Origin of the sequence: Micromonospora sp. NPDC048986, from assembly GCF_040649335.1 — a bacterium.
GTDB classification, from domain to species: Bacteria; Actinomycetota; Actinomycetes; order Mycobacteriales; family Micromonosporaceae; genus Micromonospora; species Micromonospora alfalfae.
Map to the genome: position 1 here is coordinate 465,043 of NZ_JBEZFJ010000002.1, position 25,352 is coordinate 490,394.

28 protein-coding genes and 1 pseudogene are annotated in these 25,352 nt (G+C 71.3%); 10 read left to right on the forward strand and 19 right to left on the reverse strand.

Going from position 1 to position 25,352, the window contains the following annotated elements; all coding sequences use genetic code 11:
- Positions 1 to 11 precede the first annotated feature (11 nt).
- Entirely contained in the window at positions 12 to 656 is a 645-nt protein-coding gene (locus AB0B94_RS07120; RefSeq protein ID WP_357269485.1) for a DUF2306 domain-containing protein, read from the forward strand.
- Here the strand turns inward: AB0B94_RS07120 and AB0B94_RS07125 are convergent.
- The 8 genes from AB0B94_RS07125 to AB0B94_RS07160 are packed head-to-tail and all read right to left on the reverse strand — an operon-like array spanning position 643 to position 6,849.
- Positions 643 to 1,470, reverse strand: a complete 828-nt coding sequence (locus AB0B94_RS07125) for an IclR family transcriptional regulator (RefSeq protein ID WP_357269489.1) — start codon at positions 1,468 to 1,470, stop codon at positions 643 to 645. The two genes, AB0B94_RS07120 and AB0B94_RS07125, sit on opposite strands and share 14 nt — an antisense overlap.
- Positions 1,467 to 1,847 carry a 4-carboxymuconolactone decarboxylase gene (pcaC, locus tag AB0B94_RS07130; protein ID WP_238667896.1) on the reverse strand — a complete coding sequence of 127 codons (381 nt, stop codon included), beginning with the start codon at positions 1,845 to 1,847 and terminating at the stop codon, positions 1,467 to 1,469. Before pcaC ends, AB0B94_RS07125 begins: the two co-directional genes overlap by 4 nt.
- Positions 1,844 to 2,623, reverse strand: coding sequence for a 3-oxoadipate enol-lactonase (pcaD, locus tag AB0B94_RS07135; protein WP_357269492.1), 780 nt, complete (start codon positions 2,621 to 2,623; stop codon positions 1,844 to 1,846). The genes pcaC and pcaD overlap by 4 nt, the downstream gene beginning before the upstream one ends.
- Positions 2,620 to 3,960, reverse strand: coding sequence for a 3-carboxy-cis,cis-muconate cycloisomerase (gene pcaB / locus AB0B94_RS07140; protein WP_357269495.1), 1,341 nt, complete (start codon positions 3,958 to 3,960; stop codon positions 2,620 to 2,622). The genes pcaD and pcaB overlap by 4 nt, the downstream gene beginning before the upstream one ends.
- Positions 3,935 to 4,507 (reverse strand): protocatechuate 3,4-dioxygenase subunit alpha, encoded by a 573-nt coding sequence (gene pcaG, locus AB0B94_RS07145; RefSeq protein ID WP_357269498.1) that lies wholly within the window; start codon positions 4,505 to 4,507, stop codon positions 3,935 to 3,937. The genes pcaB and pcaG overlap by 26 nt, the downstream gene beginning before the upstream one ends.
- Positions 4,500 to 5,249, reverse strand: coding sequence for a protocatechuate 3,4-dioxygenase subunit beta (pcaH, locus tag AB0B94_RS07150; protein WP_357269501.1), 750 nt, complete (start codon positions 5,247 to 5,249; stop codon positions 4,500 to 4,502). The genes pcaG and pcaH overlap by 8 nt, the downstream gene beginning before the upstream one ends.
- A complete protein-coding gene (locus AB0B94_RS07155; RefSeq protein WP_357269907.1) occupies positions 5,246 to 6,016 on the reverse strand; it encodes a CoA-transferase in 771 nt (256 codons plus the stop codon). Before AB0B94_RS07155 ends, pcaH begins: the two co-directional genes overlap by 4 nt.
- Before the next feature lie 14 nt (positions 6,017 to 6,030).
- Positions 6,031 to 6,849: a CoA-transferase gene (locus tag AB0B94_RS07160; RefSeq protein ID WP_357269504.1), complete on the reverse strand. Its 819-nt coding sequence runs from the start codon at positions 6,847 to 6,849 to the stop codon at positions 6,031 to 6,033.
- Between the two features lie 297 nt (positions 6,850 to 7,146).
- Between AB0B94_RS07160 and AB0B94_RS07165 the strand changes: the two genes are divergently transcribed.
- The 7 genes from AB0B94_RS07165 (at position 7,147) to AB0B94_RS07195 (ending at position 14,416) form a co-directional block, all read left to right on the forward strand.
- Positions 7,147 to 8,607 (forward strand): benzaldehyde dehydrogenase, encoded by a 1,461-nt coding sequence (locus AB0B94_RS07165; RefSeq protein WP_357269507.1) that lies wholly within the window; start codon positions 7,147 to 7,149, stop codon positions 8,605 to 8,607.
- Positions 8,608 to 8,625: 18 nt separating this feature from the next.
- Positions 8,626 to 9,807 carry a 4-hydroxybenzoate 3-monooxygenase gene (locus tag AB0B94_RS07170; protein ID WP_357269510.1) on the forward strand — a complete coding sequence of 394 codons (1,182 nt, stop codon included), beginning with the start codon at positions 8,626 to 8,628 and terminating at the stop codon, positions 9,805 to 9,807.
- A 207-nt stretch (positions 9,808 to 10,014) separates the two neighbouring features.
- Positions 10,015 to 10,989 (forward strand): ABC transporter substrate-binding protein, encoded by a 975-nt coding sequence (locus AB0B94_RS07175; RefSeq protein WP_357269513.1) that lies wholly within the window; start codon positions 10,015 to 10,017, stop codon positions 10,987 to 10,989.
- 73 nt (positions 10,990 to 11,062) lie between these two features.
- Positions 11,063 to 11,863, forward strand: coding sequence for an ABC transporter permease subunit (locus tag AB0B94_RS07180; RefSeq protein ID WP_357269516.1), 801 nt, complete (start codon positions 11,063 to 11,065; stop codon positions 11,861 to 11,863).
- Entirely contained in the window at positions 11,860 to 12,684 is an 825-nt protein-coding gene (locus AB0B94_RS07185) for an ABC transporter permease (protein ID WP_357269519.1), read from the forward strand. Before AB0B94_RS07180 ends, AB0B94_RS07185 begins: the two co-directional genes overlap by 4 nt.
- On the forward strand, positions 12,677 to 13,489 hold the full coding sequence (locus AB0B94_RS07190; protein WP_357269522.1) for an ABC transporter ATP-binding protein: 813 nt from the start codon (positions 12,677 to 12,679) through the stop codon (positions 13,487 to 13,489). The genes AB0B94_RS07185 and AB0B94_RS07190 overlap by 8 nt, the downstream gene beginning before the upstream one ends.
- 39 nt (positions 13,490 to 13,528) lie before the next feature.
- Positions 13,529 to 14,416, forward strand: coding sequence for a PaaX family transcriptional regulator C-terminal domain-containing protein (locus AB0B94_RS07195; RefSeq protein ID WP_357269525.1), 888 nt, complete (start codon positions 13,529 to 13,531; stop codon positions 14,414 to 14,416).
- On the opposite strand, the gene AB0B94_RS07200 is transcribed toward AB0B94_RS07195, so the two are convergent.
- The 11 genes and pseudogenes from AB0B94_RS07200 to AB0B94_RS07250 all read right to left on the reverse strand — a co-directional run bounded on the left by AB0B94_RS07200 (position 14,340) and on the right by AB0B94_RS07250 (position 22,956).
- Complete coding sequence (locus AB0B94_RS07200; protein WP_357269528.1) at positions 14,340 to 15,866, reverse strand: long-chain fatty acid--CoA ligase; 1,527 nt, start codon at positions 15,864 to 15,866, stop codon at positions 14,340 to 14,342. The genes AB0B94_RS07195 and AB0B94_RS07200 overlap by 77 nt on opposite strands.
- A 59-nt stretch (positions 15,867 to 15,925) precedes the next feature.
- On the reverse strand, positions 15,926 to 16,378 hold the full coding sequence (locus AB0B94_RS07205; RefSeq protein ID WP_357269531.1) for a MaoC family dehydratase: 453 nt from the start codon (positions 16,376 to 16,378) through the stop codon (positions 15,926 to 15,928).
- A gap of 17 nt (positions 16,379 to 16,395) precedes the next feature.
- Positions 16,396 to 17,277, reverse strand: a complete 882-nt coding sequence (locus AB0B94_RS07210) for an amidohydrolase family protein (protein ID WP_357269534.1) — start codon at positions 17,275 to 17,277, stop codon at positions 16,396 to 16,398.
- Between the two features lie 51 nt (positions 17,278 to 17,328).
- Positions 17,329 to 18,255, reverse strand: coding sequence for an SDR family NAD(P)-dependent oxidoreductase (locus tag AB0B94_RS07215; RefSeq protein ID WP_357269537.1), 927 nt, complete (start codon positions 18,253 to 18,255; stop codon positions 17,329 to 17,331).
- Positions 18,256 to 18,367: 112 nt separating this feature from the next.
- Positions 18,368 to 19,129, reverse strand: coding sequence for an IclR family transcriptional regulator (locus tag AB0B94_RS07220; RefSeq protein ID WP_357269540.1), 762 nt, complete (start codon positions 19,127 to 19,129; stop codon positions 18,368 to 18,370).
- A gap of 30 nt (positions 19,130 to 19,159) precedes the next feature.
- Positions 19,160 to 20,113 carry a PDR/VanB family oxidoreductase gene (locus tag AB0B94_RS07225; RefSeq protein WP_357269543.1) on the reverse strand — a complete coding sequence of 318 codons (954 nt, stop codon included), beginning with the start codon at positions 20,111 to 20,113 and terminating at the stop codon, positions 19,160 to 19,162.
- Complete coding sequence (locus AB0B94_RS07230) at positions 20,110 to 20,328, reverse strand: hypothetical protein (RefSeq protein ID WP_357269545.1); 219 nt, start codon at positions 20,326 to 20,328, stop codon at positions 20,110 to 20,112. Before AB0B94_RS07230 ends, AB0B94_RS07225 begins: the two co-directional genes overlap by 4 nt.
- Positions 20,325 to 21,368: an aromatic ring-hydroxylating dioxygenase subunit alpha gene (locus tag AB0B94_RS07235; protein ID WP_357269548.1), complete on the reverse strand. Its 1,044-nt coding sequence runs from the start codon at positions 21,366 to 21,368 to the stop codon at positions 20,325 to 20,327. The genes AB0B94_RS07230 and AB0B94_RS07235 overlap by 4 nt, the downstream gene beginning before the upstream one ends.
- A 156-nt stretch (positions 21,369 to 21,524) precedes the next feature.
- Positions 21,525 to 22,130 carry a TraR/DksA C4-type zinc finger protein gene (locus AB0B94_RS07240; RefSeq protein ID WP_357269551.1) on the reverse strand — a complete coding sequence of 202 codons (606 nt, stop codon included), beginning with the start codon at positions 22,128 to 22,130 and terminating at the stop codon, positions 21,525 to 21,527.
- A gap of 143 nt (positions 22,131 to 22,273) precedes the next feature.
- Positions 22,274 to 22,537: pseudogene (locus tag AB0B94_RS07245) on the reverse strand (VOC family protein); the annotation flags it as partial.
- A gap of 59 nt (positions 22,538 to 22,596) precedes the next feature.
- Complete coding sequence (locus AB0B94_RS07250; RefSeq protein WP_357269553.1) at positions 22,597 to 22,956, reverse strand: DNA polymerase ligase N-terminal domain-containing protein; 360 nt, start codon at positions 22,954 to 22,956, stop codon at positions 22,597 to 22,599.
- 135 nt (positions 22,957 to 23,091) lie between these two features.
- Here AB0B94_RS07250 and AB0B94_RS07255 point away from each other — a divergent pair, with 135 nt between their 5' ends.
- Both AB0B94_RS07255 and AB0B94_RS07260 read left to right on the forward strand, forming a co-directional pair.
- The gene (locus AB0B94_RS07255; RefSeq protein ID WP_357269556.1) at positions 23,092 to 23,712 is read left to right on the forward strand and encodes a TetR family transcriptional regulator; all 621 of its coding nucleotides are present in this window, start codon (positions 23,092 to 23,094) and stop codon (positions 23,710 to 23,712) included.
- A 123-nt stretch (positions 23,713 to 23,835) separates the two neighbouring features.
- Entirely contained in the window at positions 23,836 to 25,344 is a 1,509-nt protein-coding gene (locus tag AB0B94_RS07260; protein WP_357269559.1) for an FAD-dependent monooxygenase, read from the forward strand.
- The last annotated feature ends 8 nt before the right edge of the window (positions 25,345 to 25,352 follow it).

Genomic DNA, 25,352 nt, shown 5'->3' on the forward strand with positions numbered 1-25,352 from the left:
CCATCGATGGCATGACGATGCGCGAGTGGCGGCTACCGGCCGCGTTGATCCTGCTGGGCCTGATACCGATGCTCGCCGGCGCGGGGCGGCTCACCGAGCTGGGCAGCGGAGCTGAGGTCACCGCGGCGAACGCGCGCTTCGTCGCCGATCCGCTGCCGGTGGTGCTGCACATCGTCGGCGCGGTGGTGTACACGATCCTCGGCGCGTTCCAGTTCGTACCCCGTCTGCGCCGGCAGGGCTGGCACCGCCGGGCCGGCCGGGTGCTCGTCCCCTGTGGGCTGACTGTCGCGTTCACCGGGCTGTGGATGGCCTTCGCGTACGATCTGCCGGCCCATGACAACGACGTGCTCGCCGGTATGCGGCTCGTCTTCGGCTCGGCCATGGCCGGCTCGATCCTGGTCGGTCTCGCCGCCGTGCTCCGCCGGGACATCGCCCGGCACCGCAGGTGGATGGTGCGCGGCTACGCGATCGGCCTCGGCGCCGGCACCCAGGCGTTCACCCACGCGCCGTACCTCATCGCGACCGGCGAGCAGCCCGACGGGAACCTCCGGGCCGGGCTGGTGGTCGCCGGCTGGTTGATCAACCTTGCGGTGGCTGAGTGGTACCTGCGTCGTCCGGCGCGGGTCGTCACCGCGCCGGCCCTCAAGCCGAGCTGAGCCCGAGCCCGTCGGCAGTCGGTGACCGGCTCAGGCCGCCCCGGATGTCCTCCTCGATCCGCTTCGCGGCGGCCAGCAGCGGCGGGAGCAGCTCTCGACGGATCATCTCGAAGGACCCCCGGCTGGCGTGCGCGGAGACGTTCACCGCGGCGATCACCGACCCGTTCTCGCCGTGGATCGGCGCGGCCACCGAACGCAGCCCCTCCTCCAACTCCTGGTCCACGATGGCGTACCCCTGAACGGCGATCTTCGTCAGGACGGCGCGCAGCTTGGCCGGGTCGGTGACGGTACGCCGGGTCAGCGGCCGCAGCTGCGCGGTGGCGAGGTAGTCGTCCAGCCACTCCACCGGTTGCGCGGCGAGCAGCACCCGGCCCATGGAGGTGGCGTACGCGGGAAACCGGGTGCCGACGCTGATCCCCACGGTCATGATCCGCTTGGTGGGCACGCGGGCGACGTAGACCACCTCGTCGCCGTCGAGCACCGACACCGAGCAGGACTCGTGCACCTGCGCGACCAGCGCCTCCATGTGCCGCTGCGCGACCTCGGGCAGGCTCAGGCTGGACAGGTAGGCGTAGCCGAGTTCGAGGATCCGGGCCCGCAGCGAGAAGAGCCGGCCGTCGGTGTGCACGTAGCCCAACTCGACCAGGGTGAGCAGGAACCGGCGCGCCGCGGCCCGGGTCAACCCGGTCCGCCTGGCCACCTCGCTGAGCGTGAGCTGCGGATGTTCGCCGTCGAACGCCCTGATCACCGCGAGGCCGCGCTCCAGCGACTGAACGAACTCCGGCGACCTCGTCGCCTCCTCGCTCACGCTCACCCGCCCTCCTGCCGCAGGGTCTCCCGGGCCACAGTGAACGCCCGGTTCGCCGCCGGTACACCAGCGTAGACGCCGACCTGGAGCAGGACCTCCGCCACCTCCTCCGGGCTGAGCCCGTTGCGCAGCGCGGCCCGGACATGCATCGCCAACTCCTCGTCGTGGCGCAGGGTGGCGAGCACGGCGAGGGTGACGCAGCTACGGGTCCGTCGGTCGAGGCCCGGCCGGCTCCACACCTCCCCCCAGGCGTAGCGGGTGATGAAGTCCTGGAAGTCGGCGGTGAATTCGTCAGTGCCGGCGACCGCGCGGTCCACGTGGGCGTCACCCAGCACCTGTCGACGTACCGTCATGCCCGCCTCGTGCCGCTCGCTGTCGTTCACGCGTCACCTCGTCCCTCGTGGAAGTGCGCCAACAGGAGGCGGCACACCTGCTCGGGTTGCTCGACGTTGGCCAGGTGCGCCGCCGCGTCGACCACCGCCAGCCGGGCCCGTGGGATGCGCCCCACGATCTCGCGGGCGTGCTCCACCGGGGTGGCCGGGTCGTCCGCGCCGGCGATGACGAGCGTCGGCGCGCCCACCCGGCCGAGGTCGGGTCGGAGGTCCATCGCGGCTATCGCCTCGCAGCACGCGGCGTAGCCGGCCGACGGCGTCTCGGTCAGCATGGCGCGGTGGGTGGCGACCACCTCCGGCCGGGCGGCGGCGAAAGCCGTGGTGAACCAGCGGGCCACCACCGCGTCGGCGATCGCCGGCATTCCGTCGGCCCGGACCGTGGCGGCTCGTGCCCGCCACTGCTCGGGTGGGCCGAGCGACGCCGACGTGCAGAGCAGCGCCAGCCGCCGCACCCGCTCGGGCGCGTACGTGGCGAGCCACATGCCCACCATGCCCCCGAGGGACAACCCCGCGTAGTGCACCCACGGCACGTCGAGGTCGTCCAGCGTCCGCAGCAGCTCCCGGCCCAGCAGGTCCAGCGTGTACGGCCCGGGCGGCACCGCCGAGCGGCCGTGGCCCAGGTGGTCGTATCGGATGACCCGGAACCGTTGGGCGAGCGCCGACACCTGGGGTTCCCACATCGCGGCGACGGTGCCGAGAGAACTGCCCAGCAGCAGCACCGGCGCGGCGGCCGGGCCATCGACGCTGAGATGCAACCGGGTGGTCATCCGCCGGCTCCCCGGACGGCGGCGAGGGCACTGTCGACGAACCGGCCGGCCGAGCCGAGCCAGCGGTACGGGTCGAGCGCCTCGGCCAGCTCCGTGTCGGACAGGTGGGCACGGACCTCGGGGTCGGCGAGCAGCGCGGCGCGGAACGAGGGTTCGGCGGCGGCGCGGGTCACCAGATCGTGTGCGACGCGGCGACCGACGGCGGGTGCCAGGCGCGCGGCGACCGCCTCGGCGAGCAGGAGGCCGCCGGTCGCGTCGAGGTTCTCCCGCATCCGCTCCGGACGGACCTGGAGCCCGGTCAGCAGGCGGGCGCACCGGGCGGTGGCGCCACCGGTCACGTGCAGCAGATCAAGGAGCGGCTCCCACTCGGCGTGCCAGCCGCCCGCGGCCCGCTCGTGCTCCTGCACCGCCGTGGCGAACAGTGTGGCGACGAGACCCGGACCGCGTCGCGCCGCGGCGGTGACGAGGATCGAGTCCACCGGGTTGCGCTTGTGTGGCATCGCCGAGGAGCCGCCTCGTCCGGCGCCGCCCTCGGCGACCTCACCCACCTCGTTCTGGGCGAGCAACCCGACGTCGAGCGCGATCTTGCCGGCGGCCACCAGGAGCCCACCGAGGGCGGCGGCCAGGTCGAGCCAGGGTTGACGGCGGGTGTGCCAGGGCAGCGGGCTGGCCGGGAGGCCCAGGTGCGCGGCGAACCGCTCGGTGATCTCGACGCCGGCCGGGCCGAACGCCGCCAGGGTGCCGACCGCACCACCCAGTTGCGCGGGCTGTGCGGCGCGGACCTGACGCAGTCGGTCCCCGGCCTGGACGAGACCGGTCAACCAGCCGGCGGCCTTGAGCCCGAAGGTGCTGGGCGCCGCCTGCTGCCCGAGTGTCCGGGCGACCATCACGGTGTCCCGGTGGGCGTCGGCCAGCCGGGCCGCGGCGTCCACGGCGGCGTCGAGGTGAGCCAGCAGCGGCCCGAGCGCCCGCACGGCCACCAGGACCAGCGCGGTGTCCAGCACATCCTGGCTGGTCGCTCCGGAATGCACCCAGGCTCGCGCGTGCTCCGGCACGGCGGCGGTCAGCTCTTCCACGAGCGGGACGACCGGGTTGCCGGTGGCGTCGGCGGCCCGGCCCAGCGCGGCCGGGTCGTACCGCTCGGCGCGGCACCGCTCGGCGATCGCCTCGGCCGCCGGCACGGGCACGATGCCGGCGTCCGCCGCGGCCCGGGCGAGCGCCGCCTCCACGTCGAGCATCGCCTGGAGCACTGCCGGGTCGCTGAGTTCCGCGTCGACATCCGGGGTGCCGGAGAGGCCGCCGAGCAGTCTCTCAGAGGGCGAAGAAGACGGTCTCATTGTCGCCCTGAAGGTGGATGTCGAACCGGAACCCGTCTGCGGCGGGACTCGCCAGCAGGGTGCCCCGGCGGTCGGTGTCGACGCTGCTCAGCACGGGGTCGGCGGCGTTCGCCGTCGACTCGTCGGGGAAGTAGAGCCGGGTGACGAGGCGGTGCAGCAGCCCGCGCCCGAAGACCGACAGGGTCAGGTGGGGGGCCTCGGTGCCGCCGTCCGGCTCGGGCAGCGCACCGGGTTTGACGGTCAACAGCCGGTACCACCCCTGACCGTCGGTCTCGCTCCGCCCGAATCCGCGAAAGCCCGCGAGCGCTGGCGGCCGAGCGCCCCGAGGGTCGTCCGGATGGTCGAACCGGCCGTCCGGGTCGGCCTGCCAGCTCTCCACCATCGCGTCGACCACCGGTGTCCCGGTGCCGTCGACGATCCGACCGCTGATCCAGAACGCGCCCGGCGTGCCCTCGGGCACCACGTACGGACCGTCGGGCCAGCGCAGGCCGATGTGCAGGTACGGCCCGACGGTCTGCGCGGGCATGACGCCCAACTGCTCACTCATCGTCGTCCTCGTCCTCGAAAGGGGTGCTCTCCCGGCCGCGCAGCACGATGTCGAACTCGTACGCCAGCGCCCACTCCGGTGCGGTGCTGGCGTGGTCGTACCGGGCGATCATCCGTTCCCGGGCCTTCGGGTCGCGGACCGAGTTGAAGATCGGGTCCTGGAAGAAGAGCGGGTCGCCCGGGAAGTACATCTGCGTCACCAGCCGCTGGGTGAACGCGCGACCGAAGAGGGAGAAGTGGATGTGCGCCGGCCGCCAGGCGTTGTCGTGGTTACGCCAGGGGTAGGCGCCGGGCTGCACCGTGATGAACCGGTAGCGCCCCTGGTCGTCGGTGAGCGCCCGGCCCACCCCCTCGAAGTGGGGGTCGAGCGGCGCCGGCCAGGTGTCCCGTGCGTCGCGGTACCGACCGGCGGCGTTGGCCTGCCAGATTTCGACCAGCGTGTGGGGCACCGGTCGGCCGTCACCGTCGCGGACCCGCCCGTGCACGATGATCCGCTGTCCCTGCGGCTCACCGTCGTGCTGGCGGGTCAGGTCGTGGTCGAGCGCACCGAGCCGCCCCTCCCCCAGCAACGGCCCGGTGACCTCGGTCAGCCGCTGCGGCAGGTGGACCAGTGGGTGTCTCGGCGCTCGCGCCACTGTGGACTTGTAGCCGGGGCTGAGCAGAGGCGGGTGGGCGTCGACGTCGTCGCGCCGGTAGCGCGGCAGCACCAGCGCGCCGCCGGCCCGGGTGTTCTGGGTGGTCATTGTCGTCTCCCGTCGGACTTCGTCGCCTCCAGCGCCCGCAGCACCGCGAGTTCGCGGGCCGTCGGCGGCGCACCGGTGGCCAGGCCCTCGGCGACGGCGAGGTTCCAGCCGGTGGCCGCCCGCGCCTGCTCCCTGGTCACCCCGGGGTGCAGGTGGGTCAGTGTGAGTTCGCAGGTGACCGGGTCGGGCGCGAGGACACCGAGGTCGGTGATCACCGCTCGGGGGCCTCCGCCCCGCAGACCGAGTCGCTCCCGGTGGCCCGGGCCCGTGCCGTACCCGACCGAGGTGACGAAGTCGACCCGTTCGGTGAACGTCCGCAGGTCCTGCCGGACGATCACCACGACCTCGCCGCAGGAGGCGGCGATCTCCGGGGCGCCACCGGCGCCGGGCAGCCGGACCGTCGGGGCGTCGTAGTCGCCGCCGACGACAGTGGTGTTGATGTTGCCGTAGCGGTCGAGCTGCGCGGCGCCGAGGAAGCCCACGTCGATCCGGCCGGGCTGGAGCCAGTAGTTGAACACCTCGGGCACCGAGACGACAGCGTCAGCGGTGTCGGCGAGGATCCCGTCTCCGATGGAGAGCGGTAGCCGGTCCGGCTTCGCACCGAGGCACCCGGATTCGTAGATCAGCACCAGGTTCGGGGCGTGGCTCGCCCGGGCGAGATTCGCCGCGGTGCTGGGCAGCCCGATCCCGACGAAGCAGACGGCGCCGTCACGCAGTTGCCGCGCGGCGGCGACTGTCATCATCTCGTCAGCGGTCCAGCTGGTCATCGTGGTCTCGTCGGTCACGCCGCCGCCCCAGCCCTGTGCACGTGCTCGTCAAGCCAGGCGCGGAAGGTGTCGCGGTGCCGGCTGACGGCGTCCCAGTCCCGGTAGTAGTCGTTGTCCCGCACCGAGTAGCCGTGGGCGTAGGAGGGGTGCGCGCCTCCGGGCACCTCGGCCACCGCGGTGACCGCCCAGCCGGGCAGGACCACCTGTCCGGGTACGGGTGCCAACTCGTCCACGATCTCCTCGACGGTGACCAGTGACCGGTGGGCGGCGAGCACCGCCTCCTTCTGCACCCCGGTGATGCCCCACATCTGCACGTTGCCGTTCCGGTCGGCGCGCTGGGCGTGCACCACCGTCACGTCCGGACGCAGGGCGGGGACGGCGGTCAGCGTCTCGCCGGTGAACGGGCAGGTGATGGGCCGGATGTTGGTGGTGTGCCCGGGCAGGTCGGTGCCGGTGTAGCCGCGCAGGACGGCGAACGGCAGCCCGGACGCCCCGGCGACGTACCGGTTGGCCATGCCCGCGTGACTGTGCTCTTCCAGTTCCAGTGGACGTGGCCAGGCGTGCTGCACGGCGTCCCGGAAGCGGTGCAGCGACCCGACGCCGGGGTTGCCACCCCAGGAGAAGACGAGGCGACGGGCGCAGCCCGCCCCGATCAGCTGGTCGTAGATGACGTCGGGGGTCATCCGCACGAGGGTCAGATCCTGCCGCCCCTGGCGGATGATCTCGTGACCGGCGGCGAACGGAATGAGGTGCGTGAACCCTTCCAGGGCCACCACGTCGCCGTCGCGGACCAGGTCCGCCACGCCGTCGGTCAACGAGACGAGCTTCGCCATGGGCCTCCCCGCCTCCTGCCCGGACCGTGCTGCCGCCAGCCGTTCGCTATGCGGACTGCCGTACTCATCTCGAACGTACGACGGGGAACGACATCCGTCAACGACAGGCCGGACCGCCGTCCACAGTGCTCGACAATCACGCCGGGCGATGCGTTGACGCGAGCCGGACCACGTGCCAACGTTCATGAAGAGAACGGCCGTTCGGTACGCGAACACCTCCGGGCCCTTCGTGAGCGGAAGTCCGCCCGGTCACCCCGGGACCAGCCCACCCGGCCCCACGCTCCGAGGAGGACCGCCATGACACTGCTGGACGTCACGACCTGGCAGGGCACCCTGCACAGCGACGGCTGGGTGGAACCGGCCGGCGGCACGGCACCCGTGCGATCCCCCGCCACCGGCGAGGAGATCGGCCAGGTCGGCGTGGCGAACGCCGAGGACGTGACGCGCGCCTGCGCTCGCGCCGCCGTCGCCCAGCGCGCCTGGGCCGCCACCGGCTACGTCGAGCGGGCAGCGGTGCTGCGCCGGGCCGGGCACCTGTTCGAGCGGTACGCCGCCGAGATCGGCGACTGGATCGTGCGGGAGGCCGGGTCCGTCCCACCCAAGGCCGGCGTCGAGACCGACACCGCGGCGCAGGAGTGCTACGAGGCGGCCTCGCTGGCCTCACACCCGCTCGGCGAGATCATCCCGAGCGCGCAACAGCGGCTCAGCCTGGCTCGCCGATTGCCCGTCGGCGTCGTCGGAGTCATCGCGCCGTTCAACTTCCCACTCATCCTGGCCACCCGTTCCGTCGCCCCGGCCCTGGCGCTGGGCAACGCCGTGGTGCTCAAGCCCGACCCGCGCACCGCGGTCTGCGGCGGTGTCTCGATCGCCCGGGTCTTCGAGGAGGCCGGCCTGCCCGACGGGCTGCTGCACGTCCTTCCCGGCGGGGTCGAGGTCGGGGAGGCGCTGGTGGCCGACCCGAACATACGGGTGATCAGCTTCACCGGGTCGAGCGCTGCCGGCCGCAGGGTCGGCGAGGCGGCAGCACGCCACCTCAAACGCGCGCACCTCGAACTCGGTGGCAACTCGGCGCTGATCGTGCTCGACGACGCCGATCTGGACCTCGCGGTCTCCGCCGGCGCCTGGGGGTCGTTCCTGCACCAGGGCCAGATCTGCATGACCACCGGCCGACACCTGGTGCACGAGAGCCTGTCCGAACGGTACGTCGAGCGGCTGGCGGAGAAGGCGAACCACCTGCCGGTCGGCGACCCGGCGAAGGAGCAGGTGGCGCTCGGGCCGATCATCGACGAGCGCCAGCGCGACAAGGTCCACGCGCTGGTCACGGCGAGCGTCGACGCGGGTGCCCGACTGGCCGCCGGGGGCACGTACGAGGGGCTGTTCTATCGGCCCACGGTGCTCACCGACGTCACCCCCGCCACCCCGGCGTACGCCCAGGAGGTCTTCGGCCCGGTCGCGCCGGTGATCACCTTCGCCGACCACGACGAGGCTGTGCGGTTGGCCCGGCAGACCGAGTACGGCCTGTCGCTGGGCATCCTGGGCCGCGACGTGATGAGGGCGATGGCCCTCGCCGACCGGATCCCCAGCGGGATCGTGCACATCAACGATCAGACGGTGAGCGACGAGGCGGTGGCGCCGTTCGGTGGGGTGGGGGCGTCCGGCACCGGCTCCCGGTTCGGTGGGGCCGCGGCGAACGTCGAGGCGTTCACCGAGACCCAGTGGCTCACCGTGCAGGGCGCCATCACGCGGTATCCGTTCTGACACCGGGAGGACAGGAGCATGCCGGGAATGCGTACCCAGGTCGGCATCGTCGGTGCCGGGCCGGCCGGGCTCATGTTGTCGCACCTGCTGCACCTGCGCGGAATCGAGTCGGTGGTGCTGGAGAGCCGCAGCCGCGACCACGTCGAGCACCGGCTGCGGGCGGGCGTCCTCGAACAGGGCTCGGTCGACCTGCTCTGCCGCAGCGGTGTGGGTGAGCGGCTGCTACGGGAGGGGCTGCGCCACGAGGGCATCGAGCTGCGCTTCGCCGGGGAGTCGCACCGGGTGCCGATGGCGGATCTGACCGGACGGGCGATCACCGTCTACGGGCAGCAGGAGGTGGTCAAGGACCTGATCGCCGCCCGACTCGCGGCCGGCGGTTCGATCCTCTTCGAGGCCGACGCGGTACGCCTGGACGGCCTCGACTCGGACTCGCCGGTCGTCCACTTTCGACGCGACGGGCGTGACGAAGAGTTGCGCTGCGACTTCGTGGCCGGCTGCGACGGCTTCCACGGGGTGAGCCGGGGCGCGGTGCCCGAGGGGGAGCTGACCACCTACGAGCGGGCGTACCCGTTCGCCTGGTTGGGTGTCCTCGCCGCCGCGGCGCCGGCGGTGGACGAACTCATCTACGCCAACCACGAACGGGGCTTTGCCCTCTACAGCATGCGCTCCCCCGAGATTTCCCGGCTGTACCTACAGGTCGCGCCGGACGAGGACATCGCCGCGTGGCCGGACGAGCGGATCTGGACGGAGCTGCGGGCCCGCTTGGAGACGGTGCCGGGATGGTCGCTCAACGAGGGGCCGATCCTGGAGAAGTCCATCACCGGGATGCGCAGCTTCGTGGTCGAGCCGATGCGGTGGGAGCGGTTGTTCCTGGCCGGGGACGCCGTGCACATCGTCCCACCCACCGGCGCGAAGGGCATGAACCTCGCCCTCGCCGACGTCGCGCTGCTCGGGGACGCGTTCGCCGCGTGGTACGACGGGGGTCGCACCGATCTGCTGGATGCCTACTCGGCCACGGCGTTGCGCCGGGTCTGGCGGGCCCAGCACTTCTCCTGGTGGATGACCTCGATGCTGCACCGGCTGGAGCGCGGCGACCCGTACGAGACGAAGCTGCAGACCGCCACGCTGAGGTACGTCGCCACCTCCGAGGCGTACGCCAGGAGCCTGTCCGAGAACTATGTGGGCCTACCCGAGGTCTGAGCGCAAGCCGGTGCGACGCCTCCACAGCAGAGCGTTGTTCAACTTATTCATGACGGGCGTCAGAAATTATTGACTTTCGATGCCGGGGTGACTGACCATGGCCAACACAGCGGCGTGCGCCCCCACGCAGCGGTAGTTCACCTGCAGATCCGAGGCATCCGCCGACTTCCGACGCACCCACCACCCCGCCCAGGAAGGGCCTCGTCAATGAAGAAGGTCATGGCTCTCGGGCTGATCGCTGCTACCGCGATCGCCCTCACCGGATGTACCGACTCCGACGCGTCCAAACCGTCCGACCAGCCCTCCGGCGACCTGCGCAAGGTCCGGGTCGCGGCGCTGCCCATCACCGAGACCGCCGCGCTCTGGGCCGGCGTCAAGGCGGGCCTCTTCGCCGAGCGCGGGCTCCAGGTCGAGGTGCTGCCCGCCCAGGGCGGCGCGCAGGCCATTCCGGCACTCCTCAACGGCGACATCGACTTCGCGATCGGCCAGCCCTTCGGCCCGTTCCGGGCCGACCTGCGGGATCTCGGCGTCGTCATCATCGGCAACTACGCCTCCTCGTACGCCGACGGCGACGACATCAACGCCGTTGTCGCCTCGGCGAAATCCGGCATCAAACGACCGGCCGACCTCGCCGGCAAACGAGTCTCGGTCAACAGTCTCGGCGCGGCCGGCGACGTGACGATCATGGCGGCGGTCGAGAAGGACGGCGGTGACCCGGCGACAATCAAGTTCGTCGAGGTCGCCTTCCCGGACGCCCCGGCCCAACTCGAATCCGGCAACATCGACGCCGCCTGGGTGCCGGAGCCCTTCGTCACCCAACTGAAGACCCGCGGCGACACCTTCATCGTCGCGCCCTACCAGGCGGTGGTGCCGGGCCTGACCACGCTCACCACAATCACCACAAAGGAACGCACCGAGAAGGACGCCAAGCTGGTCGAGGACTTCACCGCGGCGATGAAGAAGACGCTGGAGTGGGCCAAGGACCCCGCCAACGAGACATCACTGCGGCAGGCCATCAAGGACAACCTGGAACTGCCGCCACCGGTGGCCGAGTCGGTGCGGCTGCCGGCCTTCGGTTGGCAGATCGACCGGTCGAGCCTGCAGACGCTCGCCGAGCTCGCGCAGAAGTACAAGGTTCTCGACAAGCAACCCAACTTCGACCGTCTCATCCAGCAGCAGTAGCTGGCGCGATCCCGCCCTCCCGACCCCCGGGACCGGGAAGGGGCCTCGCCGCCCGCCTGACGACGGGAGTGACATGCGTGTGTTCCCCACCCGACACCTGCGCGCGTTACGCAAAGCGATGCTGGGCGTCGTCGGCCTGACCGGGTTCCTCGTCGTCTGGCAGCTGATCCCGACGCTGGGCCTGGTCAACCCGCTGTATCTGCCGTATGTGACGGACGTGCTGGCGCGGCTGTTCGAACAGCTCGTCGACCTCGCGTTCTGGCGGCGGCTGGGCAGCACCATGACGTCCTGGGCGATCGGCCTGACGGTGGCGACGGTCGCCGCCGTCGTCCTCGGCGCTGTCGTCGGGTTGGTGCCGTTCCTGCGGCGCGCGACGCACACGATGGTCGAGTTCCTGCGACCGATCCCGTCGGTCGCCCTCATCCCGCTCGCCGTGCTGATGTTCGGCATCCAGCGCCAGGCCGCCCTCGTCATCATCATCTACGCGTCGTTCTGGCAGGTGTTCGTGCAGGTGATCTACGGCGTCGCGGACGTCGACGCGGTGGCCCGCGACACCGCCCGCAGTTTCGGTCTGACCCGGTGGGAACAGTTGTCGCTCCTCGTCCTGCCCACCACCCTGCCGTACCTCATGACGGGCCTGCGCCTGGCGGCGGCGGTGGCGCTCATCCTCGCCATCACCGCGGAGATGGTGATCGGTAACCCCGGCCTCGGGCGCATGATCGAGCTGTCCCGGTCCGCCGGAGACGCCGCCGGCCTGTACGCGCTGGTAGTGGTCACCGGCCTGCTCGGGCTCACTGTGAACATCGTCTTCCGGTTCATCGAGCGTCGGGTGCTGTCGTGGCACCAGTCGGTACGAGGAGAGGAGCCGTTGTGACCTCGTACACCGGGCGGATCGCCACCACGGCACGCGGCCGGACGGTCGGATCCCGGATCGCGGCGAGCCTGCTCTACCCGTTGGGGTTGCCGACGCTGCTGCTGGTGCTCTGGGGTCTGGTGGCGACGAGGACGACGAGTCGGTTCTTCCCCGACCCGTTGACGATCGCCGAGGCTTTCCGGGACACCTGGATCGGCCCGGCGTTCGTCGAGGACGTGCTGCCCAGCCTCGCCCGCCTCGGCCTCGGTGTCGCCGGATCGATAGTGCTCGGCATCGCCGCCGGCACCGTCATCGGCCTGACCCGCTGGTTGCGCGAACTCCTCGAACCGGTGCTGGAGTTCCTCCGGGCCATCCCGCCACCGGTGCTGATTCCGGTGGTGATGCTCCTGCTCGGGATCACCGACACCATGAAGGTCGTCGTGATCGTCTCCGGCGCGATCTGGCCGATCCTGCTGAACACGATCGAGGGTGTCCGGGGGACCGACAGCGTCATGACGGAGACCGCGCAATCGTTTCAGGTCACCTGGTGGGAGCGGCTCTGGTTCCTCGTGCTCCCCGCCGCCAGCCCACGGATCATGGCCGGGGTCCGACAGGCCCTCTCGGTGGCGCTGATCCTGATGGTCATCTCCGAGATGTTCGCCTCCTCCTCCGGCCTCGGCTACCGGATCGCCTACTTCCAGCGCAACTACCTGATCGCCGAGATGTGGAGTGGCATCCTCCTCCTCGGTCTCGTCGGCATCTTCCTCGCCGTAGCTTTCGGTCTCGTCGAACGGCGTGTTCTGCGCTGGTACCACGGAATCAGGGAGGTCAACCGTGCCTGACCGGAGCACGATGCTGCGGGTGGAGCACCTGCGGAAGGTCTACGAGTCGGCGACGGGCAGCGTCGAGGCGATCGGGGACATCAGCTTCACCATGGACGCCGGTGAGCTCGTCTGCATCGTCGGGCCGTCCGGTTGCGGCAAGACCACCCTGCTGAAGTGCCTCGCCGGCCTGCTGCGGCCCACCAGCGGCGTGGTCGAGATGGACGGCTCGCCGGTGACCGGGCCCAGCCCGGCCATGGCCGTCGTGTTCCAGGAGTACGGTCGCAGCCTCTACCCCTGGCTGACGGTGCGCGGGAACGTCGAGCTGCCACTGCGGCACAAGAAGCTCACCCGCGCGGCCCGGGACAAGCTGGTCGCCGACGCCCTTGAGGCGGTGGGCCTCGCGCACGCCGCGCGAAGCCACCCGTGGCAGCTCTCCGGGGGGATGCAACAGCGGGTGGCGATCGCGCGGGCGATCGCCTACCAGCCCGACGTCCTGATCATGGACGAACCGTTCGCCGCCGTCGACGCGCAGACCCGGGCCGACCTGGAAGACCTGGTCCGCGAGCTGCACGCCAGCCGCACCATCTCGGTTGTCTTCGTCACCCACGACATCGACGAGTCGGTGTATCTCGGTCAGCGGGTTCTAGTATTGTCCACGTCGCCGACCTGGGTCCAGGAGGACCTCGCGATCGACCTGCCGCCGGAGCGCGATCAGATCACGACCCGCGCTCTGCCCCGTTTCACGGAATTGCGGACGCACGTCTACGACCAGATCCAGCGGGCCAAGCGCGGGCAGGCTGCGGCCCCGCGATCCGCGCGGTGATCGTCGGCCAGGCCAACGAGTTCGCCGAAGGGAAGCACTGTGGGTAGTCGTCAGCCGAAGCAGTTGTTGCTCGCCTTCTTCGGCGAACACGTCGTCGACGCCGCCACGGGACCCATCCGGGCAAGCGCTCTGATCAACGTGTTGGAAGGCGCGGACGTCGCCGCGCCGGCCACCCGCGCGACCCTCGACCGTCTCGTGCACAGCGGCATCCTCGCCCGCAGCAGGAGCGGCCGGGAAACGCTGTTCTCACTGACCGAGCACGGGGCCGCTGTGCTGCGCGAGGCGACGTACCGGGTACGCGGGCCACGGCCGTTCGACCCGCAGGGCAGCGGATGGACCCTTGTCACCTTCTCGATCCCGGAGGGCCAGCGGATGCTGCGGCACCGCCTGCGTTCGACCCTCACCTGGGAGGGCTTCGCGCCGCTCCGGGACGGGCTCTGGCTGGCGCCCGGCGAGGTCGACCTCGCCGGGTCGTTGGAGCGGCTGCGGCAGGACCTCGCCCCCAACACCGTGGTCGCCTTCCACGCCCGCGAACTCGCCGGCTTCCCGATCGGTGAGAGCGTGCGCACGGCCTGGGACATCGAGGCGATCCGACGCGCGCACCTCGCCTTCATCGAGGTGTGGGACGACCCGTCCGCGCTGACGATGGCACCGAGTGCCCTCACCGTACGAACCATGCTGGTGGCCGACTGGCTCGCGCTGCTGCGCGCCGACCCGAGGCTGCCCGCGGAGTTCATGGACGAGGAATGGCCCGCTGCGAGATCGGTGCGGACCTACCGCCGGATGCACGGCAAGCTGGCCGAGGCGTCCGCCGCGGAATTCGCCGAACTCGTCGCGGCCCGGCCCGCGCCTAGGCGCCGAACCGGGTCCGCAGATCGGCCTTCCGCACCTTCCCCGACGCCGTCCGCGGCAGCTCGTCCACGATGACGACGTTCTTCGGGAGCTTGTAGCGGGCGATCCTGCCGTCCAGGCACGCGCGGACGGCGGCGGTGTCCACGGACGCCCCCTCCCGTACGGTCACGATCGCCCACGGCACCTCCCCCCAGCGCTCGTCCGGCACGCCGATGACCGCCGCCGAGGTCACCCCGTCGACCTCGGTGAGCAGCTGCTCGAGTTCGAGCGGGTAGATGTTCTCGCCGCCCGAAATGATCATGTCCTTGAGGCGGCCGGAGATGTAGAGGTAGCCGTCGGCGTCCAGGTGGCCGAGGTCGCCGGAGCGGAACCACCCGTCGGCAGTGAACGCCTCGGCGGTCGCCTCCGGCAACCCGTGGTAGCCGGGGAAGACGTTGGGACCGGCCACCTCGATCTCACCGACGGCGCCGACGGGCAGCACCGCACCGGCGGCATCGGTGATCCGCACGTCGGTGAAGAAGTGCGGCAGGCCGACACTGCCCTGCTTGACGCGGGTCATCGTCGGCGGCAGCGCGGTGGCGCCCGGCGCGGCCTCGGTCATTCCGTAACCCTGGGAGAACGACAGGCCCCGCGCCTCGTACGCGTTGAGGATGCGGGCCGGCACCGCCGAACCTCCGCAGGTGAGCTTCGTCAACGTCGACAGGTCGGTCGACGCCCACGCGGGGTGGTCGGCCAGCAGCTGGTAGGTGGTCGGCACACCGCTGAGCATGGTCACCCCGTGCCGCTCGATCTGCGCGAGCGCGCGGCCCGGCTCGAAGCCGTTCTCGATGACCATCGTGGCGCCCTTGAGGATGACGGGCAGGGCACCCATCCCGAGCGAGGCGACGTGGAACAGCGGCGAGATCATGAGGGCGACGTCGGCGGAGACGACGTCATAGTCGACCACACAGTTGAGCGCCACCCAGGTGAGGTTGCCGTGGGTCAGCACCGCGCCCTTGGCCCGGCCGGTCGTGCCCGAGGTGTAGACGATCGCCGCCGGATCCTCGTGGGCGGTGTCGACGTGGTCGGTGAACGGGGTGGCGGCGGCCCGGGTCAGGTGGGCCAGCCCGGGTCGGTCCGCAGTGCCCTCGCCGTTGACGATGACGTACGGGATCCGGACGGCCGGCGCGGCGGACGCCACCGGCACCTCGAAGTCCGGGTCGTGGACCAGCACCCGCGCGGCACAGTCGGCGAGGACGTAGCTGATCTCGGGTGCGGCGAGCCGGGTGTTGATCGGCACGAAGACCGCACCGACCTGCGCCGCAGCGAACATCACCTGGAGCAGTTCGGGGCTGTTCTCGCCCAGGTAGGCGACGGAGTCGCCCTTGCCGACGCCCCGCTCCCGCAGCACCGCCGAGATCCGGTCCGCGGCATCGGCGAACTGGCGGTACGTCATGGGTGGCCGGTCGCCGTGGATGATCGCGATCTGGTCCGGGGACTTGAGCCGGCGCTTGGCCAGCCAGGCGCCAATTCCGTGCTGGTGCATCATCATTCTCCCGGGGGTGGAGGTGGTGTGCTCGCCCGGCTCGACGGATGCCCCCGGGCTCAGGCGTAGAAGCGGTACAGCCCGCGCGCGACGACCGCCGGCTTGGTCCCGCCCTCGATCTCGATCGTCTGGTCGACAGCGAGCTGGTAGCCGCCGCGCACCTCGACGACCTCGACGACGGTGGCCCGCATCCGCACCCGCGCCCCGACCACCACCGGCGCGGGGAAGCGCACCTTGTCGAGGCCGTAGTTCACCTTCGTGGTCACGCCCTTGACCTCGAGCAGCTCGGTCCAGAACGGAACCGCCAGGGAGAGGGTGAGGAAGCCGTGCGCGATCGGCGCGCCGAACGGGCCGGTCCTGGCCCGTTCCGGGTCGACGTGGATCCACTGGTGGTCGTCCGTGGCGTCCGCGAACAGGTCCACCTGGTCCTGGGTGACAGTGCGGTACCCGGTGTGGCCGAGTTCGGTGCCGGCGAGGTCGCCGAGCCGGTCGTAGGTGATGGTCGTCGTCATGGCGTTCCCTCTCGTCGTCACCGGGCCAGGCCCAGCAGTCGGGCCGCGTTGTCCTTCAGGATGCCCGGGAGCACATCCGGTTTGAGGTCGGTCGCCCGCACGTCGCGAAGCCACCGGTCCGGGGTGAGCATCGGGTAGTCGGTGCCGAAGAGCACCCGTTGCTTCAGCAGCGAGTTCGCGTAGCGCACCAGCTCGGCAGGGAAGTACTTCGGGCTCCAGCCGGACAGGTCGATCCAGGTGTTGTGCTTGTGCGTGGCCACCGACAACGCCTCGTCCTGCCAGGGCACCGACGGGTGGGCCATGATGATCTGGAGGTCGGGGAAGTCGGCAGCGATCGGGTCGAGCAGGATCGGGTTCGACCGGCCGAGGCGCAGGCCGTAGCCGCCCGGCGTACCCGCGCCGATGCCGGTCTGCCCGGTGTGGAAGAGCGCCGGGACGCCGGCCCGCTCCAGCAGGCCCCACAGCGGCGCGTACTCGTCGTGGCTGGGGTCGAAGCCCTGCACAGTGGGGTGGAACTTGAAGCCGCGAACCCCCTCCTCCCGGATCAACCGGTCGGCGAGTTCGACTGCCGCTCCCCCGGTGCGCGGATCAACCGACCCGAACGGGATGAGCACGTCGGCGTGCTCGGCCGCCGCGCGGGCGATCTCGACGCTCGACAGTGGCTGGTGCTCCAGTTGGGTACGCGCGTCCACAGTGAAGACGACCGCCACCATGTGCCGCTCGCGGTAGTACCGCGCCACCGCCTCGACCGCGGGCCGTGGGCCGTCCGTCCTGAAGTACGCCGACGCCGCGGCCACGAGCGGTTCGGGCAGTGAGGTGTGACCGTGGTCGTCGACCTCGATGTGCACGTGCATGTCGATCGCCGTGACGTCGTCGAGGTCGATCGCGGGCTGGTACATGGGGCCAACCTTCGTCGGGCGGGTCGGTGCGGGCTGCTCCGCTCGGGCCGGTCAGGACGGCGCGGGCTCGAACTCCTCGGGGAGTTGCGGGAAGCGTTCGCCGACACTCTGCGCCGCACCGGCGAACGTCGTCGGCCAGGCCTCCACCAGCGCGTCGTACGTCCAGCCGCCCTCGCGGTGCGCGGTCAGCGCCGCCTCCGGGTGGGTCCAGATCTGCAGGCGGTCCCCGCCGACACCGATCACCTGCCCGGTCACCGAGGCCGCCGCGTCGGAGCCGAGGAACGCGACAAGCCCGGCCACGTCGTCCGCCGTGCCGAAGCCCAGTTCGTGTCGGAAGAACGCGGGCATCGGCTCGCCGTTCGCCTCGGCCCGCACCGCCGCCGCGAAGTAGGGAACGGTGGCGGTCATCGCGGTCGCGGCGACCGGGACGACGGTGTTGGCGGTGATGCCGGCCCGCTTCAGCTCCAGCGCCCAGGTCCGGACCATGCCGACGATGCCCGCCTTGGCGGCCGCGTAGTTGGTCTGACCGAAGTTGCCCCGCTGCCCGGTGGGTGACCCGACGCAGATGATCCGCCCGCCCTCGCCGGCCTGCCGCATGTGCTGCACCGCCTCGCGCACTGTGGTGAACGTGCCACGCAGGTGCACGTTGATGACGGTGTCGAAGTCGTCGTCGCTCATCTTCCACAGCACCGTGTCGCGCAGCACGCCGGCGTTGGTGACGAGGATGTCCAGCCGTCCGAAGTGTTCGACCGCCGTGCTGACGAGCTCCTTCGCGGTCTCGGTCGGGCCGACCGGTGCGACCACCGCGACGGCCCGACCGCCGGACGTCTCGATCGTCGCCACGGCGTCGGCGGTGGCCTCGGCGTCGACGTCGTTGACCACGACCGAGGCGCCTCGCCGCGCCAACTCCTGGGCGTAGGCGAGGCCGAGACCCCGCCCGGCGCCGGTGACGATGGCGACTTTGCCGTCCAGTGACATGGGTGCTCCCTTTCGTCGATGCCGATCTGCGCACGAAGGTGGGGAGTAACACGCGCACCGGCAACGTAATGCAGAATTTGACCGGGCGTCAACGATTCGCAGTCTGTCTACATCAGACGGCGGGGCCGGTGGAGCTGTTCAGCGCCCGGGAGACCACCCGACCGGCGGCCTGGACCAGCGGCGCCAACGCCACCGGGTCCGCCCGGTCGTGGGCGACCACCAGCGAGATCGCCGCCACCACACCCTCCGGTACGCGGATCGGCGCGGCCACCGAGAGGGCGTCCATCGTGACCTGACGGTCGCTGACCGCGTACCCGACCCGGCGTACCTCGGCGAGACAGCGACGCAGCCGCTTCGGGTCGGTGATGGTCAGTTCGGTGTACCGCTCCAGCGGCGCGGCCAGCACCTGCTCCTGAACCTCGGCGGGCGCGTGGGCGAGCAGGACCAGCCCGACGCCGGTGGCGTGCAGCGCGAAACGACCCCCCACCCGGGTGAGCACGGGCACCGCGTGTCGCCCGGCGATCCGTTCGATGAAGACGAGTTCGAGATCCTGCCGGACGGCGAGCTGGACGTTCTCGTGGGTCACCTCGTACAGGTCCTCCATCACCGGCAGGGCCAGCTCCCGCAGCCCCAGGCCCCTGGGGGCGAGCGAACCCACCTCCCACAGCCGCAGACCGATCCGGTACCGCCCGTCGTCACCGCGCTCCAGTGCGCCCCACGCGACAAGCTCCGCGGCCCGCCGGTACACGGTGGGCAGCGGCATCCCGGTGCGACGCGCCAACTCGCTCAGGGTCAACGCCGGGGTGACCGGGCTGAACGCGTCGAGCAACGCCAGCACCTTGCTCGTCACCGACCGTCCCGGCTCTGCGCGCACCCCGTCATCATCCCCGCCCACGCCGGCAGCTCACAGCTCCAGCACGAGTCGGGGCGTACGGGCCCGGGAGACGCAGATCATCATGGTGTCCCCGGCGGCCCGCTCCTCGGCGGTGAGCAGGCTGTCGCGATGCTCCGGCACACCGGCGAGCACCGGCGTCTCGCAGGTGCCGCAGGTGCCCTCCCGGCAGGACGAGAGGACCTGCACCCCGGCCTCCTCCACCGCTCGCAGGATCGGTGTGCCCGGCGGCACCGTCACCGTCCGCCGGGAGAGCGCGAGTTCGACCTCGATCGTCGTCTCCGGCGCGCCGGTGTCGCCCAGGGCGGTGAAACGCTCGACGTGCAGGCAGCCCGGTGGCCAGCCGCGGCAGTGCTCCTCGACCGCGCTGATCAGTGGTTCCGGGCCACAGCAGTAGACGAGCCCGGTGCCGGGCCGGCCCAGCAACCCGGCCAGGTCGAGCAGCCCGGTCTCGTCCTGCGGGTGCAGGCTCACCCGGTCGCCGTACCTCACCCGCAGGGTGGTGGCGAAGGCCATGGTGGCGCGGCTGCGTCCGCCGTACACCAGCCGCCAGTCGGCGCCCGCGGCGTTGGCCGCGGCGACCATCGGTGCGATGGGGGTGATACCGATGCCGCCGGCGATGAAGAGGTAGCGGCGTGCCGCGACCAGCGGGAAGGTGTTGCGCGGTCCGCTCACCCGGACGCTCGCGCCGACGGTGAGCCGCTCGTGCGCCAGCCGGGAGCCGCCGCGCCCGTCCGGTTCGCGCTGCACCGCGATCCGCAGGACGGACCGCTCCGCCGGGTCACCGCAAAGGGAGTACTGGCGGGTCAGCCCGGCGCCCAACTCCAGGTCGATGTGCGCGCCCGGCGTCCACTCGGGCAGGTCACCGCCGTCCGCGCGACAGAGGCGGACCGCCACCACCTCGGCCGCCACCTGATCGCGGCCGGCGACCACCAGCTCCGCCCCGGTCAGCACGTCCACTGTCACTCGCGCGTTGCCAGCCGTCTCGGCCGCCCGGGCAGCGGCACCGCCACGCCCTGGTGGCCCTGCGGGTGGGCGAGCAGCCACTCCCACAACTCGACCGGGTCCTCGGCGAGGCGCTCGGCCCCGCAGTGGCAGATCCCGCGCAGCGTGTCGGTGCCCGGCACCCAGTGGATCCGGTAGACCCGGTCCCCGCTGCGGGTGCCTGCCCGGGAACTCACCGCGCCGCTCCCACCGTCCCCGACCCGACCATCCGGGCCAGCAGCCGCCGGGCGGCCAGGCCACCGGTGTCGATGTTGATGCTCAGCTCCTGATACCTGTCCGGCTCCGTCGCGATCACCTGCTCCAGGATGTTGAGCGCGGTCACGTCCTGCATGACAACCGTGTGGTTGCTGTGGTGGAGGTACTCGCTGACCGACTCGTCGTCGATCGCGAAGTCGCGCGCCACCGCCCAGAAGTCATAGGTGGTGTGCTCCGTCGACGGGGTGATGGCGTACACGATCTCGGCGTGGAACGCTTCGCGGTCCTCGCCCTCCGCGGGCGGGTAGACACCCTGCGGCGCGATCCGGCTGTGCAGCAGGTAGAGGCAGGGCGGGTGGTACTCGATGTCCTGCCACCGGGTGATCCGGCCCTGGATGCCGGTGGAGCGCGCGTAGAACGGGGGGCACTCGGCGTCGTCCATGTGCCGACTGACGTAGACGATGCCCCGATCCTCGTCCACTTCGGTGGTGATCGGGGTGTTCGCCACCTCCGGCGTGCCGATGTAACCGCCGTGCAGATAGGTCTCGTGGGACAGGTCCAGGAGGTTGTCGACCAGCAGGCCGTACCGTGCGTTCAGTGGCGCCATGCCCCGCACCACCGCGTAACGCGGATCGGCCAGCCACGGTGCGCGCGGAATCGAAGCCGGGTCGGCCCGGTCCAGGTCGCCGATCCAGACCCAGATGAAGGAGTCCTGTTCGACAACCGGGAACGAGACCACCCGCGCGGTGCGCGGGATGCGCTGTTGACCGGGTACGAAGACGCGGGCGCCGGTCGGATCGTAGGTGAAGCCGTGGTAGCCGCAGACGATCGTGTCGCCGTCGAGCCGGCTCTCCGACAGCGGGAAGCGTCGGTGTACGCACCGGTCGGCGAGCGCCACCGCCTGCCCGGCGCCGGTGCGGTACAGCACCAGCGGTTCACCGAGCACCGTCCGGGCGAGCAGGTTTCGCCCCACCTCACTGCCGTAGGCGGCCACATACCACTGGTTACGCGCGAATGTCATGCGACCGGACCTCCATGCCGACGGATGTCGATGGAGCCGGATCGTCCCGTGCGGTGTCCCCGCCGGGGAACCGGAGCTTTCACTGAATGAAAGGCCGGGCTTTCGCACGTGACGGTGTGGCTGCCGTACCGGCGGCACGGCAGCCACACCCGGGCGTCACCTGTTCTGCTTCTCCTGGCAGGGCACGCAGAAGCGAGCGTGCGGAAGAACCGCGAGCCGCTCGGCCGGAATGCGCTGGTGGCACTTCTGGCAGGCACCGTAGGTGCCGTCACTGATCCGGCTCAGCGCACCGGTGATCTGCTCGATGTTCTGGCGGGTGGCCACCAGCAGCGCGGCCCGGTTGTGGGCCTCGCCGGGGTCGCCGGTGTCCGCGTTGAGTTCGGTCAGTTCCCGTAGCCGAGCCGTCTGGGTGGCGAAGTCGTCCGCCAGGGACGCTCGCAAATCAGCCAGCCAGCTCTGATCGAGGGTACGACGATGATCGACGGTCATGGTCTGCCTTTCCAGGGGATTGGGCGGGAAAAACAAAAAGGGCCGAAGCTGGATAGCTTCGCCCTGGCGGTCGTTCTGGGTATGCAACGATTCCGCAGGTGGGCCTCGGCCGGGTCGGGTGGGGCTCGACGTCTTGTGCGTGAGCGCGGTGTGCGGCGCACGGACAACCGGCACCCGCATGTCGGCCTTGAGCCGTGTCACCGTCGGCACCTGGACAGCACCGCCTACCGCCACCTCGGTGGCGGCGGGCGAGCGGAAGGTCACCGGCGGCATGCCCCCACCATAGATTGGTGTTTGCCGTAAAGCCAACGTCCGCGGTGGGACCTCACGTCGGCCACGAACTGCCACTTTTCGCCGCAACCGCGCCGTTGCCCGACCCGGCGGGCAGCCTTCGACATCCGCCGCACGATGGCGAACCGCGCGACCACCTCCGCCTGATGCTCCGCCGAGGTGGTGGCGAGGTCCACGTGCACGCGGTTCTTCACCGTCTTGGGCTCCGGGGAGACGACGAGGTCGATGCAGACGGCGACCGGGTCGGGGTAGACGAAATCCTCGGGTTCGAGGTTCGTCACGCCGGGCCCCTCGCTGGAGACCTGCCAACCGAGCGTCTGCGCCCAGAAGCCGCCCAGCGCGGCGTCGTCCCGGGCCTTCATGTTGATCTGCACAAGCCGGGTTGCCATGCCGGCGATGCTAGGGCCCGTGACGCAGTCCCGCTGCCCACCATCGCCGTCTTCGTCGGCTACCGTCCGCGCTCGTCCGGAGGCTGCTCCTTCGTCAGGTGGAGCAGCCACCCCTCGCCGGTGCGGATGAGCGCGTATCGCCGGTGGCCGGTGCGGCCGTGCAGGGTGAACAGCATCCGGCGGTCGGTGCGATCGTGCTCCTCCCAGGTGCCGATGTCGGCGATCGACTTGTCGACGTCCTCGTAGGTGAGGTGATCGAGGTCGTGGTCGGGCACGGCGATCGCGAGGCGGTTGTCGCTGGGGCTGTCCGGAAGGCCGCGAGGCACCGCCCAGGAGCGCAGCACACCGTCCTCCTCCAGCCGCAGGTCGAAGTGCGGTCGTGGTTTGCGGTGGTCGTGCAGGACGAAGGCAGGTGCCACTCCCCCATTGTCGGCGCCGGCCGGCCCTTCCGCCTGGCGACGCGGTCACCTCAGGTGGCAGGCACCCGTCATGGGGGGAGGATTTTGCGCGACACGCATATTTGCGTGTCGCGCAAATGATGCTAGCGTGGTGGCATGACGGGGCTACGGGAGCGCAAGAAGGCCGAGACGCGGGCGGCGCTCGGTTGGGCCGCGATCCACCTCACCGCCGAGCGCGGCTACGACAACGTCCGCGTCGAGGACATCGCCGATGCGGTCGGTGTCTCCCCGCGCACCTTCAACAACTACTTCTCCAGCAAGGCCGAGGCGATCGCCTCCCGCCACCTCGACCGCAGCCTGCGTACCGCCGCAGCGCTGCGCGAACGTCCCGCCGACGAACCGCTCTGGGCAGCGCTCACCCAGGCCGCGCTGGAGCAGTTCACCCGCGGCCCCGAGGTCGAGGCAATGCCCTCCCCCGACCACGCGCAGTGGGTTGCCGGCGTCCGCACCATGCTCGCCGAGCCCGCACTGCAGGGCGAACGGCTGCGCGCCACCGCCCTCGCCGAGGCCGAGCTCGCCGCCGCGGTCGCCGAGCGCACCGGCACCGACCTCGCCACCGACATGTACCCGAGGCTCGTCGCGGCCGCCGCCAGCGCCGCCGTCGGCGTCGCCATGCAGCACTATCTCGACAGCGCCGACCCACCCGCCCCGATCGAACGTCTCATCACCGACGCCTTCACCCAGATCGCCGCCGGCCTCCCGGCCCCACCCCGCTGAAGCTCCGCCCTCACGCAGGACACCACCTCACCCACGTCTCCAGCCGCGTCACACTCCCGCGGCGGGCCGGCCACGTGCCGCGCCTGCCGTGGCGATGACGCACACCCCGAAGGAACCACAGTCATGATCGATGTCGTCATCGTCGGCGCCGGCCCCAACGGCCTCATGCTCGCCTGCGAACTGGCCCTCTCCGGCGTACACCCCGTCGTCCTCGAACGCCACGCCACGCCCACCGGCGAGCCGCGCGCCAACGGCCTCGTGGGCCAGGTCGTTCGCTTGCTCGACCGACGCGGCCTCTACGCGCGGCTCAGCGGTGAGAGCACACCGCCGACCCCTCAACCGGCCTTCACCTTCGGCGCGTTCCCGCTGGATCTCACGATGCTCGCGGAGAACCCGCACTACGTGCTCGGCGTGCCGCAAGCCCAACTCGAAGCCGGTCTCGCCGTCCGAGCCGCCGAGCTGGGAGTCGACCTGCGCCGCGGCCACGAGGTCGTCGACCTCCGCCAAGGCCCCGACGGGGTCGAGGTCCACCTCGCCGACGGTACGCAGCTCACCAGTCGTTTCGTCGTCGGCGCCGACGGCGGCCGGAGCGCGGTGCGCCGCCTCGCCGGCATCGGCTTCCCCGGCGTCACAAACGACCGGTCGATCTCCCGTACCGCCACGGTGACGGTGCCTGCCTCATCCCTGGACCCCGAGACGGGCGGCCTGCGCGTCCCCGGCCTTGGCGTCGTCACGCCGTTCCAGCACACCCGCACCGCGCGTGGCCTGATCGCCTGGGCCCCGTTCCCCGGCCGCCCGGCGATCCTGAGCACGACGGAGTGGCCCGACACGCCAGCCAACGACGAGACCCCGATGAGCCTGGCGGAGTTCCGCGCCAGCGTCGCCCGGGTGCTCGGAACCGACATCCCCCTCGGCGCGCCCGACGGCCCCGGCCTGCTGAGGCGGCTGACCGGCCAAAACACCCGCATCGCCGCCCGTTACCGCGCCGGCCGGGTGCTCCTGGTTGGCGACGCCGCGCACGTGCACCCCGCAATGGGCGGCCCCGGTCTCAACCTGGGCCTACAGGACGCTGTCAACCTGGGTTGGAAGCTCGCCGCAACGGTGCGCGGCTGGGCGCCGCAGGGCCTGCTCGACACGTACGACAGCGAGCGTCGACCCGTCGCCGAACGGGTCGTCATGTCCACCCAGGCGCAGTCGGCGCTCATCGGCCCTGGCGACGAGATCACCGGCCTGCGGGAACTCTTCGCCGAACTGCTGCGCAAGCCGGAGGTGACCGGGCACGTCGCGGCGCTGATGTCCGGTGCGGACATCCGCTACCCCGCCGATCCCGCCGATCCCGCCGACCCGTTGGCCGGCCGCTGCGCGCCCGACGTGGTCGTGCACACCGACCACGGCGTGACACGTCTCGCCGAACTGACCCGCACCGCCCGGCCGCTGCTGCTGGACTCCACTGGCGCCTACGCCGGGATCGCCGCACCATGGCGGGATCGGGTCGACGTGGTCACCGGCCCGCTGGAGGGCACCACAGCGGCCGCGTTGCTCATACGCCCCGACTGCTTCATCGCCTGGTCCGCCGGGGACGCCGCCACGCTGCGCGCCTCGCTCACCCACCACTTCGGCCTCGCGCGATGACCGCGAGA